Origin of the sequence: Paenibacillus athensensis (genome assembly GCF_004514475.2) — a bacterium.
In the GTDB taxonomy this organism is placed as follows: Bacteria; Bacillota; Bacilli; order Paenibacillales; family NBRC-103111; genus Paenibacillus_AL; species Paenibacillus_AL athensensis.
In genome coordinates, this window is sequence record NZ_MYFO02000007.1 from 146,640 (window position 1) to 164,716 (window position 18,077).

Below are 18,077 nucleotides of genomic sequence, written 5' to 3' on the forward strand. Positions count from 1 at the left end.
AAGGCGACCGCTGACGCTGTTCCAACTCCCTATCGACTCTCCGGCCACTTGTTCACCGGACTTCTATAGCTTGCCATATTGCGGTTACGGTTTCTTCACAAATTCAAACGACTCGAAGGTTTTGTTCAATCGCGATTCGTTCGCTTCGGTTCTGACCGCTTCGTCGATATTCAGCTCCACATTGTAGGATACGCCGTCATGGTTGAAGACGTAAACCGTGTTCTGATAAGGAATTTTACGGCTCGAATAATGAACGACGTATTTTTTCGCCTTCACGCCGAACAGCTCGACATCTGTAGCCTTGTAGGTATAATCCTTGTCGTTGTTATGACTTTTCTCTTCGAACTCATCTTCCTTCTTCACAGCGTCCTCGAAGCTCAAATCGTCGTCCGCCGTTACCGTCAGCGATCCGCCGGTAAAATAGAAAACCTTGCTCTCCGGATCCTTGTCCCCATAGCTGTAGCCGCTCGTCCACGTTTCCGGCACGTTCAGCGAATACCCATACGTCTTATTCACATATTCAATCGTACTGTCCGGGTCAAGCAGCTCGTCCATGTCCTGAATAAAGCCGAGCTCGGCGTCCACGTGGTCCTTGTCGACATTGACGGAATTCTGGAGCGCTTCGATCACTGCGTCGATCCCGTCTTTGTCTTCGTCGTCATAGCTGACGGTAATGCCGTATTTATATTTATCCTTGATGAAATAGAAAGCAACACTGGTGCTCCATTTGCTGTCACCGAACGTGTGCGATACTTCGACCATGCGCGCAGGCACGCCGTCGAGCGTCAGCTCCTTCACCTTGCCGATCTTCAAATATTTGCTTACATAGCTGTCCGTCACCGTCTTGAGATCGCGTTTGACCCAAGCGTCAAGCGTGTCGCCGGAAGAAGCCGAAGTAACCTGCACCCACACCGCTTGCGTATAGTCGTCATTGGCATACATCGACTCGGTGCCGTAGCTGTCCCGCTCCCAGCCCGCAGGCAGGTCCAGCGAAACGCCGTATTCGTCGGTATAGGTCGTATTGCCGTCCGAGAACACGGAGATATCCTTCAACGACTCATCGTCCGCGTCGAATTTCAACTGGAAGCTGTCGAGCAGGTCCAGCAAAATGTTCTGCTTCAACGAGGAGCCATAGCTCTCCTTGTCCACGTTCAGCGAGACGGTGTAGAGCTTGCCGTCCTTCTGGTAGCCGCGCGTCTGCTTGTAGCTGTCGCCCGACTTGCTGACGATCTTGGCATACGGCTGCTCGTCCTTGACATATTGGCGCTCCAGCACCATTTTACCGTCGTAATCGTTGTTGTCCGCGCCGATTTTGTTCAACAGCGCCGAAGGCGTCAGCTTGCTTTGATTGCTGGCTACGCTGATCGACAGCGTGAATTCGCCCTTGGCGTCAATGAAGCTGGCCGTGTCGCCGTCCGCTGACTGCGACGCTTTGACCAGACCGGACGGATATTTCATCGACCAGCCGAAGTGGCTGTCGCCGATGTGCGTTTTGCCGCGGTCCGCGTCCAGACTGGAGCCATCGTCGGTCGAGACCAGATCGGCGTCCTTACTCTCCGCTTCACCCAGCGTAATTTGCGTCGTAACGGTCGCGCCGTTCGATTTCAGCGTCAGACCGACCGTCTCGCCCGGCAAATATTTCTTCATCGCTTCGTTATAATCGACCAGCGTCCGCGTGCTGCTGCTGCCGAGCATCTCCAGCGTATCGCCCTGCTTGATGCCCGCTTTGGCCGCAGGAGAATCCGGCTCGACGTAAGCTACCTGCAGGCCTTCCGTGCTTGGCAGCCCCACAACCGCTTCCCAGCTTTCCTCCAGCTCCAGTCCGAGGTAGGGACGTTTCACCTTGCCGTACAGCTCAAAATGACGCAGTACATATTTCACTGTATCGATCGGAATCGCGAACCCGAGATTTTCCACGCCAAAATCGGCATACTTCATCGTGTTGATCCCGATGACCTCACCCTTCATATTCACCAGCGCTCCGCCGCTGTTGCCGGGATTGATCGCGGCATCGGTTTGAATCAGCTGGTACTGGGAGTTAACAGCCCGTTCCAGACCGCTGACAATTCCCGTGGTGACGGAGTTGCGCAGCGCAAATGAAATCGGCGTGCCAATCGCCGCTACCGTCTCGCCGACCTTGATATCGCCGGATTCGGCCAGCTTGGCCGTCTGCAGGCCAGTGGCTTCGATTTTGACCAGCGCCAGATCGCTCTCCTCATCGATGTTCGTCGTCCGGCCGCTGTAAGACTTGCCGTCCGACGTCACAACCACAATATTCTTCATGTCCTTGACGACGTGTGCATTCGTAATGATAACGCCATTGGACTGATATACGACGCCCGTTCCGTGCGCCAGATTGTATCGGTTTTTCTCCCAATTCTTGTTCTCGCTGGATGTCGGCTTGCCGATAATCGCCACGACGGACGGAGTAGTCCGGGACACAACGTCCGGAACGCTGGAAGCGGCATCCGCTGCATAAGCCGATACGCCCCCTACCCAGCTGGCTAACAGCATCGCTGCAATCAGGGAAAGGAACATTCTGCTCAAGCTGTTCGGTTTGGTTTGTCTAGTGATCATCTTCGTCTTCCTCTCTTCTACCTACCTATGAAAGCCTATTGAAAAAATAACGATAGCTTGAATCTAGCATATCTTCTCCGGGGAAACAACGAAATCTTTTCCACATATTGCCTATTGGAATATATTGGATAGCGCTCGAAAAAAGCTTCCCGCTCGGCTGCCACTACCCCGCAGGCTCAAGCGGAATCGCCGCATGGAGCCGAATGCCCGCGCCGTTGGCGTCCGCTTGAATCCGGCCCTTATACTTTGCTGCAATTTCGCTGGCTACGGCTATGTCCGCGCCAACGGACCGTTGCGTGACGCTGCTGGAGGAAGCGGTACCAGGCGCGTCCTTTCCGCCGTCAGGGCTCGTCACGGCAACATGCAGCAGCTGCTGCTCCAGCCAGCAGCGCAGCTCGACGTACCGCTGCTCGGGACGCACTCTCGCTGCTTCTCCGAAGGCCGTATCGACCAGACTGCCGATCAGCCGCACCAGATCGACCGACTTGGCTCCCGGCGGAAACGCAGGCAGCTCCTCAAAATGATGGACAAACCGGATGTTCTCGTTCTCCGCGCGCATCACCTTGCTTTGCACCAGCGCCGCAACCGCCGGTTCACCGATCTGGATGAGATCGCCGATGCTTCTCACATCGCCGATCATCTCCTCCGTATAGTTCTTCAGCTCGTTGATTTGCCCCAGCTCAACAAGCGCATGAATCGTGCTGACATGATTAATGAAATCGTGCCGTTGGCCGCGAATGCTGCGAAACAGCGTATTCAGCTCGTCAACGTAGGTCGCTTGCGTATCGCTGACCGCTTTGTCCTGCGACTTGGCAAACGAATAATTCAGAACGAACATGACCGCAATGCAAAAGCACGTCGCCACAATGATAATCAACAGCAGCTGCAGCATCGTCTCGTCCAGCTCGCTTTGAATCTGCCCGTAATCAGTCGTAATGGCAATAACATAGGTGTCGATGCCAAAGCCGATGTCGTTCAGCTCGTCCGCCTTGACCGGCAGAAACGTCTTGAAGACGTGCTTGCCGTTTAATAAAGCGTCATAGCTGACCGGCTTGCGGGTACGCAGCACCTCATCCACAATCCCCTCGTCCATCGTCCGGTTCGCGTAATCATACGAGCCGAAAAACACGGGCAAAATCTGACGCGGCCAGTAGGACGGCATGTATTGACTCAGGGTTGCGTCCCGCGAGTTGCCGAAGGTGGAGGGATTAATGCCGCTGATTTCGAGAATCGTCGGATTCGTTGTCCGAATCCCGGAAATAATCGCATTAATGCCAAGCTGCTTCTGGTAATCCAGAAATACGGCGTCGTTAATATACGGGCCAGTGATATAATTCGTGCTGCCGTCATAGAAATATCCGTGCTTCTCCATAGCTCCGCCAGGATCCCAGCCCTCGTAAGGTGGCGACCAGAAATGCTCTAGCCGCTGCCCCCAATTGAAGGAAACGATATCCCTCAACTGCAGCAGCTCATGCAGCGCCTTCTCCACGATCCCCTGGTCCTTCATCTTCATGCCGATCTGCCCGGGCGTCGACGACTTGTCCACCGCCAGCTCTCCGCGGTCGCTAGGCATGAGTACAATCCCGTTGATTTGCAGCTTGTCCGCCAGCGCTTCCAACTGAGTGTTGCTGATCCGGCGAATATCCGGACCCAGCTCGGCCTGGGCAGCCACGCTATCCGAGCGCAGCCGCTCGCCCACCAGCCGCTCGACGAACTGCTCGCCCTGAATGGTCCGCAGGAGCGACGCGTGAACCTGCAGCGCCTCCGTGGCCATCGTATCCATCATTTTTTTCTCCAGCGTATGCTTGCTGACCCAGTAATAAAAAACATTATTCACGACCAGCAACGCGATCAAAGCCAGAATTAAAACGACCGATATACGCTTGTACTTCCCCACCGTGCCTGCCCTCCCCGCCAAGCGCTCCGCTTTCCGAATGTATGATAAGACTTACAATATCCTTTATTCTATCATGTTTTCTACAAAAACCCTATAAGGAATTCTGACTTCCGGCGAAAAAAAAGAGCCGCTGCCGGCTCCCTCATCATTATTGGCCGCCGCGCGCCCCAGCGCGCCATTCAGCTCGCCTTGTGCACCGATGCTTGCAGCGGAATCGCCACCTGAAACTTGACGCCCTCTGCGCTTTCCACATGGATGCGGCCCTTGTATTTATGCAAAATGTCCTTGGTGATCGATAGCCCCAGACCGGAATGGTCGCTCCTGCTCTTGGAGGAGTAGCCGGGCTCAAAAATCCGTCCGATCTGCTCCTCGCTCAAATAGCCGGGATTGCTTACCGTAATCCGCAGCATCCGGTCCTCGATCCAGCCCCGCAGCTCAACACGCCGCTCTTCCTGCGGCAGCTTGATCACTTCGTCAAAGGCATTGTCGACCAGATTGCCGATGATCCGCACCACGTCGACCGACTTGACCCCCGAAGGGAATCGCGACAAGTCGTGAAATTCATGAGTGAACCGGATATTCTGGCTTTCCGCCAGCACGATCTTCGTCTGCACCAGCGCCGCAACCGCCGGCTGACCGATCTCGATAATATCTTCAATCTTCTTGACGTCGCCGATCATTTCCTCGGTATAGCGCTTCAGCTCACGAATGTCTCCCAGCTCCAAGAGCGCATGAATCGTACTGACATGATTGAGAAAATCGTGCCGCTGACCGCGAATGCTGCGGAACAGATTGTTCATTTCCTCAATATACGTCGCCTGCGTGGCGCTGACGGCCTGGTCCTTTGATTTGGTAAACAAATAATTCAGCAGCACCATGATCCCGACGCAAAAAATCGTAACCAGCAAAATCAGCAGCGACAGCTGGAGCAGCGTATGGTTCAATTCGCTTTGAATAAATTCATAGTCCGACGTAATACCGATGACATAATAATTGATCGTTTGCAGCGTTCTGGCGGCGTCCGCGTTCTCGACCGTGCCCAGCTCGTCCAGATTGCTTTCGGTAAATACCGGAATAAACGTCTTGAACACGTGCTTGCCGTTCACGATGGCATCGTAGCTGGAAGGCTTCTTCGTGTCGAGCGCCTTGCGGATGTGCTGCCGGTCGGGATCGACGTTGACATAATCGTAGGAGCCGAAAAAAATCGGAATATAATAGCGCGGCGTCCACGTCTGTCCCCGCTCGTTGGTCACTTCCATTTGCGCTTGGCCAAAGGTAGTTGCATTGATCCCGCTGATTTCCAGAATCGTCGGATTGGTCCGCTTCGTGTCCTGAATAATCGCTTGAATGCCAACCTCCTTATCGTAGTCGCGGAACGTTTGATCGTTGATAAATGGATTAATCAGATAGTTGGTCGAACCGTCGTAGTAATAGCCGTATTTATTGACTTCCTTGACATTCGTATCGGAGACGGAATAAGGCCCGCTCCAAAAATTCGGCAGGCTTTGCCCCCACTGGAGCTTGCTGACGTTATTGCTGGCGAACAGCTCCTGGAACGCCTGATACCACAGGCCCCAGGACTTCGTGCTGAGACCGATTTCATCCCGATAAGACGATTTATATAACGTGATGTTGTCATCTGTTTTTTTCAATAACGTAATCGCCTTCAGATTCAGCTTCGCCGCCAGCTCATCCAGCTGCTCATTGCTGACCTGCTCGACGTCGGGATCCAGATGGGCCTGAATCGCAATGCCGTCCGAACGCAGACGTTCCCCAACCAGACGCTCGACAAAACGCTCGCCCTCCTTGGTCCGCAGCAGCGACACATGGATCTGCCGGGCTTCCGTTACCATGTTGTCGACGACCTTTTCCTCCAGCGTTTCCTTGCTGATCATATAATAAAACGTATTGTTGACGATCAACAGCGCTACAAGCGCTGATACCAGTATGATAGAAATTTTTTTGAAGTTATTGATGATCGCACCCTCCTTGCAGCCTCGTTCATTTGCAGGCCCGGTGCTTCTATTCTATCACGTTTCAGCGCGAAAACTACATGATTATAGAGCTTGAATAAGTTATAGGCCTTCACAAAAAAGTCCTTTAAAGCAGCCTGTAACGTGGTAGCGTCGCAGGCCGCTTTAAAGGAAATTACACCGACCACTGTTTAGTTAATTTGCACTGGCGTTACACGCATGGTTTTGGAGCCGTCTCCCAATTGGCCGCTGTCGTTTGCTCCCCACGACCATAAGGTTCCGTCGCTCTTACTGGCGACATTGAAACTGCCGCCTGCGCTAAAATCAACAATAGAAGAAATCGTCGATACTTGGACCGGAGCATATTTAATATTGTAATATCCGCTAGTCCCGTTTCCGACCTGACCGGATGCTCCATAGCCCCAAGCCCAAACAGTTCCGTCGTTTTTTAACGCTAACGTATGAAGCGCACCCGATTCAATTTTGGAAATACCCGTGAGAGTAGCTTGAACTGGCAATACGCTAGAGCTTACGCCTGTGCCGTTCCCTAATTGACCATACGTATTCTGCCCCCACGTCCAAACTGTACTGTCATTTTTCAAAGCAACACTGTGGTAACTTCCTGCAGTGATGCTTACAATGCCGCTTAGACCTGTAACTGTAACCGGGGTGCTGCTACTACTTGTGCTTCCTCTGCCTAACTGACCGTACGATCCGTCGCCCCAGACTTTGACGGTACCGTCGTTCATAACGGCCAGACTGTGAAGACTTCCGGCAGCTATTTTAGCAACCCCTGATAATGTTGTGATCTGCGTAGGCACCACACGATAGCCGCTGCTTGCACCTATGCCCAACTGACCATTACTGTTGCTACCCCAAGACCATAGGGTTCCGTCGCTCTTTAGCGCTAGATTGTGGGATCCTGATGCAGCAATCGCGATGACATTGGTTAAGCCCGAAACCATCACAGGCGTTTTGCGGTTCGTTGTCGTCCCGTCTCCCAAGTTTCCCGTGGTATTATAGCCCCATGACCAAACTGTTCCATCGTTTTTTAGCGCGATGCTGTGATAGTTGCCTGCGGAAATCGCCACGATTGAGGTTAAATTCGGGATTTGTGCGGGCCTTGTTTTAGCAGTGGTCGTGCCATCCCCCAGCTGTCCGTAGAGGTTGTCTCCCCAAGACCAAACGGTTCCATCGGCTTTTAATTGAAGGGTATGCGCATCGCCCCCCGACAGCATCGGACCGCCAGTTAGCGCAAGCGTAATTTTGAACCATGCCGCCGTTGACCATGCCGACCACGTACTGCCATCGTTGACTCTGACTCTTACCTGAAGATTCTGGCTGGCCGGCAGATCCCCAGCTGCCGTCCAATTGCCCGTCCCTGCAGTAGTGTTTTGATTTACAGTAGTGTCTACAAGTACAGTGGTTCCGGCTTCGTTAAGAATCTGAATTTGGGAGGCCGAAAACACGGTGCCCACATCGTCTGTCTGCGACCATGAAACGGTCGGCTTGGCCACAGAAACACTAGTTGGCGCAGCTTGTGAGCCACTCGGTGAAATCAAGGATACTGCTGGTGCTACATTCGCTTTAACCATGACCGGAGAAAATACATTTGCTACAGTTCCGTTGCCCACCTGCCCATTGGCATTGTAACCCCAGGCGTACAAATTCCCTGCACCAGATAAGGCTAAGCTGTGACTGCCGCCACCGGAAATGCTTCTGATGTTGGACAAGCCGGATACAGGCACTGGCGTATATCTATGGGAAGTCGTGCCATCGCCAAGCGAGCCAAGGCTATTATTTCCCCATACCCACACTGTACCATCATTTTTCAAAGCTAGACTATAATTGCCTCCGGCCGCAACAAGAGCTATGTTAGCAAGAGACGTGACCTGAATCGGAACGCGGCTGTCTACGCTGGAGTTATTGCCAAGTTGTCCGAAGTTGTTAGAGCCCCATGCCCAAACGGTTCCATCGGTCTTCAGAGCTAAGCTATGAGAACCAGAAGGAGCGGCAGCGATTGCTTTAATTTGCGAGATTCCGGAAATTTGGACAGGAACGCGACTGCTCGAATTATTGCCGTTCCCCAGTTGCCCTTGCGTTCCTTCTCCCCACCCCCAGACGGTTCCATCCCCTTTGAGAGCCAAACTATGGCTTCCACCCGCCGCAATGCGAACGATTCCACTGAGATTGGACACCTGTATAGCCCGAGGGAACATCCCTCCCGGATCATTGCCACTGCCTATTTGTCCAGCGTTATTATAACCCCACGCCCAAACCGTACCATCGCTCTTAAGAGCCAGTGTATGGTAGCTTCCGGAAGAAATGCTGATTACATTAGTCAAATTATTATTGCTGATATCCTTAACCTGCACAGGTACGGATCTATTGGCATAGGTTCCGTCTCCCAGTTCGCCTGAAGCATTATAACCCCATGCCCAAACTGTACCGTCATTCTTAACGGCAACGCTAAATCCTCCTCCAGCCGACACAGCCGCGATAGCGCTTAGTCCCGTAATAGGAACAGCGGTAGTCTGTGTTGGAACGGCTGCGGTTCCTAATTGCCCGAACGAATTATCTCCCCAGCCCCATACGGTGCCATCAGCTCGCAGTTGCAGGCTGTGTGAACTTCCGCCCACTACCGGGAAATCATTGATGATAGCAGGCTTGATGGTCATCCATCCGGGGCTTGACCACTCGGACCAGTCCAGTCCGTCCGATACCCTGACCATCACCTTCAGCTTAACGGATTGAGGGAGCACCGAAGATGGTCTCCAGCTCTTGGTAGTGCCTGTAAAATTGCCATTGATTGCGCCTGTGTCCAAAACCATCGTGTTCGTTTCATTCCATACCTGAACCTGATACGCAGTAAAGACCGTTTGCTCGTCATCGAGCTGATTCCACAACACTACAGGGAACAGATCGGTAAACATGGTTGGCGCCGCTGCAGAGCCTTTTGGTGTTTCAAGCGAAACTTCCGGCTTGCGATTGGTGATGTTCAGCCAGCCGCTGCTCGACCATGCCGACCAACCGGTTTGATTTTGCACGCGAACGCGAACTTGCATCACTGGATTTTGCGCAGGAATCGCACTCAGCGTCCATGAACCGCTGCCAGCGCTCGTATCCTGAGCCATTATCCCGGAATCAAGCAGCAGATCCCCAGTTTCGTTGAATACCTGTACCTGGAAGGCTGTAAACACCGTACCGCCATTTACAGCCGTCTGACTCCAATTAATGACCGGAACACCTGTGAAAGCAGCCGGGCTTTGACGATCCGCCGATAATCCATTCAACGAAACCTGCGGCGGTAAAAACAAGGTCAACCGCACCGGCTCGCTGCTGTTTATGGCAGTATCGTTACCCAATTGTCCGTAATCGTTCATGCCCCAAGACCAGACACTTCCATCGGATTTCAGTGCAGTGACCCTATCTCTGCTGGCAGAGAGGTTCACAATGTTAGTGACACCGATACGTTGAATAGGAACTGTTACCATAGTACCGGAGGAACAAGCTGTTGGCGCACAATAGCTTGTGATGACACCCCACTCCCATACGGTTCCGTCAGAACGGAGTGCTGCATGGCGATTGCCGTCAGTCGCAACAAGATCGACATGGTCGAGGCCTTGAACAAGAACAGGATTTTCGGTGAATCCGTAAATATCCTGAACCCGCTGATCAAGAATCCAAACCGTTCCATCCCGTTTTAAAGCCACAATTTTGCTGCCGCTTGCGCTGATTTGCCGCACTTGATCGATCGGGAGCTTCATGATGTTCGTATCTGCCAGTGCCTTGTTCCCCCATACCGTTCCATCGGTTTTCAGGAAAAGGCCATATTCGTCTGTCATGCTGATCGCAACGTTATTCGAACCTGCGCTTGAGAACACTTGTGGCATAAGCGTATTGCTTCCCGGCACATAGCGTCCCCATATGCGGATTGTCCCGTCTTGCAGCAAGGCCAAGCTGAAGTTTTTCCCTGCGGACACGGCAGCTACGTCGTGCAGAGCAGAAATTTGAACAGGAGCGCTGCGGTTAATTGTCGTTCCATCTCCTAGTTGTCCTTGCCCATTCTGCCCCCAAGCCCATACGGTCCCGTCAGTTTTCAGAGCCAGACTATAGCCGTCGCCTGCCGCGACTTGAATCACGGAAGCCAGACCAGGTACAGTAACTGCAACTTTTTTCATCGAGCCTGTCGTACCGTCGCCAATTTGCCCGTAAGCGTTGCTTCCCCAAGCTTGGACGGAGCCCGTCGAGTCGACAAACAAGGTATGGTCTGTTCCCGCTGCGACTTTCCCCAAACCTGTTCCGGTGATTTTCAGCCACTTGACTTCAGACCATGAAGATACGATCAAACCGTCAGATACCCTGACCCTTGCTTGAAGCTTGTGATTAAGCGGCAGCGTTGACGTATTAAGCATAATCTGCCGGCTTGCCGAATCAGAGCCTTCGAACTGCTGCCCGCTATCATAGAGCAGATTTCCCAAGTCATCACGAATCTCAACCTGGTAGGTAGAGAAAGTTGTCTTATAATCGTCCAATTGCTTCCACGACAATCTCGCAGAAGGAACTTGCATCAATTCTGGAGCTGCTTCGTTATTGGTCTGACCATCCAGTTCCACGCGCGCTGCCGCATTGCTTTTGAGCTGCACCGGAATGCTGCTGGCTTGGCCAACGCCATCTCCAAGCTGGCCTTTATCATTCCATCCCCACGACTGTACGGTCGAGTTCTCAGTAACAACGGCAACAAAATTATTGCCACCAGCTACTGCACTGCCCTGAATGCCTGGTTTTTGTAAAGGCAAGCTGCCATCTACGTAGTAGAGTACCCCATCAACGATTTCAGAAAGCGTGACGCCAAACTCCCAAACGGTTCCATCGCTTTTCAAAGCAATGCTCTTTCTGTTGGCAGCCGTCATGCTTGTTATTTGAGAAAGGCCGATAACCGGACCTGGGGTAGCAGACGGCGTATACGATGCCGTTCCGTTGCCCAATTGTCCTACTTCATTGGCACCCCAAGCCCATACAGTCCCATCGTCTTTCAGAGCCAGCCTATGCGAAGAGCTAGAATCTACAAGAACCACATGATCGATCGGCGCCTGTTCCACACCATTATTCCAGAACCATACGTTTCCGTCACTTTTTACTACATAGGCGGTCAAGCTAGACGAAACACCCACGTTGTCTTGCCCAAAGTGAGTAAGCTTAATTGGAGTCAAGGAGCCCAAGCCATTATCATAGTAACTATGCGATTTGCCGCCCCATGCCCAGACGCTTCCGTCCGTTGCCAAAGCAAGGCTGTATGTACCTCCAGCGGAAATAGCTACTGCAGACGGCAGGCCGACCACTTGCATCGGAACCGCCCGATCCGTTGTCGTTCCATCCCCTAATGCTCCCTCCGAATTGCCACCCCACGCCCAGACAGTGCCATCGCCCTGAAGTGCCAGACTGTGGCTCTCTCCTGCGGCAACAGCTACGATATTCGATAAATTAGAAACCTGAGTGGCCGTAGACTGGATGCCGTTAACCAATCCATTACCAAGTTGCCCCTTTGTATTGAGCCCCCAGGCCCATACACTGCCATCAGCCTTCACCTGCAGCGTATGATTGCTGCCCGAAACCAGCGGGTTGTTCGTCAGAATCGAAACCCGCCTGCTCGTTGAAGATAAGTTGCCTGCTTCATCTCTGGCTCTTACTTCTATCACATGATACACATTGGGTTTCAGATGTATAGCTTTAAACGTAAGGGTACTCGTGCTTCCGGACATCTGCTCGTCTACAAAAATGTCGTATGCAACGGAGGACAAATTGTCCTCGGATGCATTCCAAGATACCGTCACACTTGTTGCATCCTTGGCGATCATCTTCAACCTTTGCGGAACAGACGGCGGGGTTTTATCAATTTTGAGAAGAGCCTCTGCCGTGCTGCTTATATTCCCCGCATAATCGATCGTTCTGGCGTAAATGTGATGAATTCCTTCCTGATCGACAGTTACCGCGCTGGTATAATCAGTCCATTCGCCGCCCTCATCGAGCTTATATTGACTCAACCTGATTCCGCTTAGTGTCTCCGCCCCAGGTGTAACGGTAAACGAGCCTGATTGAGTCCAGGAAATCGGGTCTGGATGAATAACCGGGTGCTCCGGCGGCGTTTTGTCAATTTTCAGCTCAATGGAAACCTCTTGACCGATATGGCCTACAAGGTCTACCGTCCTCGAATATAGCGTCGTAATGCCTTCTTCGCGCCACGGAACCGGCGAGCTATAATCTTGCCATTCCCCGTTCGCACCTATTTTATATTGCGATTTGGCGACCCCGCTCATAGCGTCGATGCCATCCAGTACAGAGAAGACAATCTGCGAATTGCTCCAATCGTAGGTGCTCAGCGTGACAGACGGTTGCGCAGGGGCTTCCGTATCGACCCTCAAACTCAATGTTTGCTCGGTCTCCAAGTGACCGAAATTATCCTGAGAGAAGTAGCTGACAACGTGATTTCCTTGCGTTTGAATCGTAAACGGTGCCGCATAAACCGTCAAAGGACCATCATCGATCTGGTAAAAAGTTTTCAGAACGCCGCTTTGCGTATCGTTGGCCGATAAAGCAATCGGTGTGCTCTCTCCGATCCACGAATTAGTCGGTAAGGAAGCCACTGTAACAGGCGCTTCGTTATCGTTAATAGAGTCCGCGAACGGCATAGTGGCCGACGGATGCAGCACTTGGATCGTTCCATTGCCCTCGTAATCATAATTCAGATTTAACATGTGATTATCCGGATTGTCGGGATTAAAGTCGAACTCTAATTTCGTCCCGTCTTTGACACCGATATCATAGAGAAGATTAGTGGTCTGCGGGGTTTCTCCCTCGTATCGGTCAAAATCGATGTCCATCGTTCCCATGTCGTATCCTTCAACCTTAAAATGGACGTTCAGCCCTGACGGCACCACCACCACCTTGGTTTGTCCCAGAACTTTATAAGTGAGCCCTGGAATATCATTGAGGAAAAAGCCCCCGGCGACGAATCCCGCAAAATGATTCTCATCGTCGTATACGGACACGGTGACAGGACAATTAAAAGTAACTACTTGACTCCTCTTACTTAGGAACTGCCAGTTTCCTAGATTAGTGAAGTTAGGATCTTCCGCTGGTCGATTATTGTAGATGATCTGCGTATAATCACTATAAAGGGAACTGCCCGCCCAATGTTTATTGTATAAAATATCCATATGATAATACTTGTTGGCATAATAGGTTTGTCTGGTATTTGAATCAAGATCAGCCGCTGCCGACCTGTATGGAACCACGCTATCTCCGTAACCCATTTGGTATTTATAGTGGTCCTCGACCGAAAGCAGTGGCGTCAGAGGAGTCGGGACTTGTAACGACGTTTTTGTTGTTTTAATCATTTTAATAAAATCAGTTGGACTATCCGCATCATAACCAACGAACCGATATTGGCTAATCGCAGGATTGATGTTTTGCCCCTCAATCTGATTTCTAAAAGCCTGAGCCTTGCTGTACAAAACTGCGTTAAAATTATCATGGATGTACGACATTGTGCTTGGATAAGAATTAGCTACAATCTCAGAAACGCCTTTCGTAGATATTTTCGTATAATCGAGGTAAGTATTCCCAAACTCAGGGACATCGGAATACGCATAAATGTATTTCGACGTCGGCAACAGTTCATAGATGGATGTCATATTATGCATAAACTTGCTCAAGAAATACTGGTTTACAAAAGGAACCAGCACCTCAGGGACGCCTGAGGACTTTAATGTTCCCAAATCGTCCCCTTCCTCCAATCCTTTAATGGACAGAAGGCTGCCTAACGAAGGAGGAGCTACACTCAATAATGACTCCACATGCAGTGAAGGATCATTGTAATGATCGATCAAATATTTACGGGTAGGCAATGCTCCTAAACTGTGCGTTAGGATCGAAATTGGTTCCCCATGTGAATATTTATCGCTCATAGCTTCTTTGACAGCTTGGTCGATACTGGATTGAACGACGGTTCCCCCTAAATCCAGACGCCAATCGTATGGGGCCTCAACTACATCAATACCGTTACCTTTTAAATAATCGATAAAATCCCCTTGTGTGGTATCGCCCGCAAAGTCACGCACGATTTTCGTCGCTTTGATGTTCAACAACGATGTCCCGTCGGACTTTAATGTTAAGCTTGCTGCCGCTTGAGACAACGCTGTAGTAATTAACAGCGATTTTAACGTTAAATATTCCTGAGCAGGGTAATAAGCATGATCTTGAATATCTTTAAATTTCAAACTATCAAAATCCACCGGAGGCCATACTTTAGCGTTGCCTAAATAGAGTTCCGACGACATCAAGCCCGGTACAAACACAACAGTCGGTCTGGCGATATAGAAATAAATCACTGATTCGGCGGTTGCTTCAACTGAATTATTGCCGTTATAATCTTCCGCTGTAATGGTGGCTTCGTACCATCCCTTCGAGTACCCTCTGTACAGCATGGAAGTTTTGCTTCCATCCAGTTGAAAAACCTCCGGATGCGCGTAATCGTAATTGTCCTGACTGTCCTGGCGGTAGACCTTAATCGTAATTTTCGAGATCCCTGACTTGTCGGCGGCCGTGAACATAAGTGGAATATCGCGATTGACAATTTTGGCCACGGAGGTATCGTAAGTCAAAGTCGTCGTCGGAGCCGTTTTCTCCTGACTGACCCAATAGGATATGCCCGGCACGTAGCTCGATGCGTTTTCGTTCTGGTCGTAGGCGACGATGACAATACGGTAATAGCCGTATTGCTGCGGAGTCCACGTTACATTTTTGCTGAAGCTGCTGGAGCTATTGGTCGCGCTGGCAAACCAGATGTTGTCTCCCCAGGATCCGTTCGATTGCTGACGTTGATAGTAGTATTCAACCCTTTTTACAGTCCCTTTGTCAGCAGCTTGGATATGAATGACGGCATCTTTATATTGCTCGAGTACACTGCCGTAGCTGATAGAAAAACTGGTCTGGTCAATCACCGGAGCTGTAGTATCCTTGTTCACATATATAGCCATGCTGCGCTCGGATACATGGTTGCTTTCATCATAGGCTTTGACGATAAACGTATAATAGCCCATGCCCAAATCGGCCTTAAACGGCGAAAAGCTTACCGATTGCTGCGCAGTGCCTGTATTCGTTACCGTCTGCAGCAACACCGGCTGCTGCATCGAATCGTACTTGTAGCTCAAGCTCATGCTCTTTACTTGGTTCAAGTCATGAGCGTTGGCGCTGATCGTTAATTTATCGTATTCTTGAGGGCTATTCCCCGTATCGACCGTATAAGTCAAGGGATCGATGTCCGGCCCGGCGTCCTCGACCACTTGAACGGGGCCTACGGTAATGGGTGCCGATACATTTCCCGACGTATCGGTTGCTTTGACCGTAAAGGAATACCACCCGCTGCTGGCAGGGACCCAAGCAAACGGATTCGTTCCCGTTACTCGGACTGAACTAGCATTTTGCAAATTGCTACTTTGACTGCCGTATTTAATTTGAATGTCCACCGAGCTAACCCCGAGGTTGTCAGTAGCCCGCGGAAGCAAGTTATACGAGTTGCCTACAAAATATGGACCGGTGGACAATTGCGGATTGACTGCCGGAGGGATCGTATCCGGTGCCTGAGGCGCATCGACTTTCACATACCAATAGATGGAAGAGGCCTCCGCACACCCATAATTGCCCCCGGCATTTATGAAGCAAGGAGCCAGCTTCACTTTGTAAGTCCCTGGAGCAGTAGTTGCATCCGTGATCCACGAAGCTTGAATGGTTGAGCCTTGCGGGATGGTCGCCGCTCCATTGGAGGGAGTTATGTGTTCTCCGGCAATTTTCATATTGTTGGCATCAAAAATACCGGTATAGTAATCAACAATCGCATCTTCCGTTACAACGGAAAAGGTCTGGTATTGACCCTGCGTAAGCACGTAAGGATAGGCAGCATCGATTCCACCTGCAGGAATGCGATTCGTATAGGATAACTTGGCAAAAAAATCGCCGTATACAGCGCCGCTAACGGTTCCATCCACATCGATAGAGACCTGTCGACCGTACTGTTCTTTACTCGCTGCCAGCGGATTAATAACGCCGTAGCCAAAATCCTTCTTTTCCCCCAGGCTTTCGGCAGAGTTCAGTAAAGACAATCTGACCTGCTGTGCCGTCCATTCCAGGTGACTAGACCAAACATCCGCTGCTGAAGCTACAGCAAACGCCGTTGCGAACGAGGTGCCTGAAACACTGCGATAGGCTCCATTCAATGATGTCGTATAAATATTTTGTCCCGGTGCTACAAGCTCCAGTTTGTCGCCGAAATTTGAAAATGAGGAGCGGGTTAAATTTTCATCCAGTGCCCCCACCGCTACTGCCGTCGGATACTGCGCAGGAAAATCAATGCGTTCCGCTCCGTCGTTACCCGCAGCGGCAAAGACCAAAATCCCCGCGTTTTGAGCTTCTTTAAGCGCATTTTGCAGAGCCTCACTATTTATTTGGCCCCCAAAGCTCATATTGATAATTTGCATATGGTTATCGATCGCCCAGTCAATGGCGGCAATAATGTCGCTGTACGAACCGTTGCCCTGAGAATCAAAAACTTTGATCGCATACAGCTCTGCGTCAGGGGCTAGTCCTTTGATGCCAAAGCCATTGAGTTGTCCATTGATAATCCCGGCAATCTGGGTACCATGTCCTTGATCATCCTCATAGCTGCTGCCGAGAAAAGACGTACCGCCGGCAATATGCAAATCAGGGTGATTTGAGGAAACTCCGGAATCGATCAAGGCGATCTTGATCCCGCTGCCCGTTATTCCGGCCGCACGGAGCTGTTCTCCCTGCAGGGCTTCATAGGCCAGCGAAGCAGGCTCTGCATAAGCATCAGGTATGTCCAGAAGCTTGGCCTTTTGGTCAAGTTCTACGCTTTTAATACCAGGGTAACTTTGCAATTCCCGCAATTCGGTGGGAGTTAGCTCGGCAACCTGTGTGGGCAGATTCCTGAATTCCTTTTTGATTTTATACATTTTCTTTTTATTTTTACCTATAAACCGCGTTTTGGTGTTTTGCTTGTCTGCCAAGGTGGTAAAACTGATAATATACTTGGCTTTCGCTTCTTCTACAACGTTGGTTCCATAGGTTGCATCTACAACGGTATTGTAGACATTGTCAGCAACGGAGGCTGCAGATTCGAAGGGAATCTGACTTTGCGCTTGTCCTGACGGCCCTTGGAGCACTTGCTCCTTAATATCCTCTATATTTGTGCCCGCTGACCCATTGTCCGGAAGCGGCGCTTCAGGCGCTGAGGAGGCTTCGGAGGCATTCAATGTCGGAGCATCGGCATATAAGCTTTCTCCCAAAACGGAATAAAAGCTGTTGCCTACTAATAGTAACGATAGAAAGAGCATTGTTAGCCTTCTAATGAGCATGTGTCTTCCGCCTTCCAACCTTCCTAAATTTTGTCTAGATACTTTCTTCAACACTGGATTTTTCTGTACTGGTCAATTCCCCCTCAGCAGCTTATTTTTTAAGGAATTTATGATACTTTCTCACAAAAGGATAATTCCTCCAGCCTAATTATACTGATTAAATATGGAAAAAAAACGAAATATCGGTGCATCATGACG

The 18,077-nt window shown here is 50.8% G+C and carries 4 protein-coding genes; all 4 read right to left on the minus strand.

Annotated elements, in window-relative coordinates; translation table 11 throughout:
- Positions 1 to 84: 84 nt before the first annotated feature.
- On the minus strand, positions 85 to 2,577 hold the full coding sequence (locus tag B5M42_RS14745) for a trypsin-like peptidase domain-containing protein (RefSeq protein ID WP_134749857.1): 2,493 nt from the start codon (positions 2,575 to 2,577) through the stop codon (positions 85 to 87).
- A gap of 163 nt (positions 2,578 to 2,740) precedes the next feature.
- Positions 2,741 to 4,474: a sensor histidine kinase gene (locus B5M42_RS25575; RefSeq protein ID WP_134749859.1), complete on the minus strand. Its 1,734-nt coding sequence runs from the start codon at positions 4,472 to 4,474 to the stop codon at positions 2,741 to 2,743.
- A 179-nt stretch (positions 4,475 to 4,653) separates the two neighbouring features.
- Positions 4,654 to 6,396, minus strand: coding sequence for a sensor histidine kinase (locus B5M42_RS14755; RefSeq protein WP_134749861.1), 1,743 nt, complete (start codon positions 6,394 to 6,396; stop codon positions 4,654 to 4,656).
- Between the two features lie 242 nt (positions 6,397 to 6,638).
- Positions 6,639 to 17,879: an RCC1 domain-containing protein gene (locus tag B5M42_RS14760; protein ID WP_134749863.1), complete on the minus strand. Its 11,241-nt coding sequence runs from the start codon at positions 17,877 to 17,879 to the stop codon at positions 6,639 to 6,641.
- Between the last annotated feature and the right edge of the window lie 198 nt (positions 17,880 to 18,077).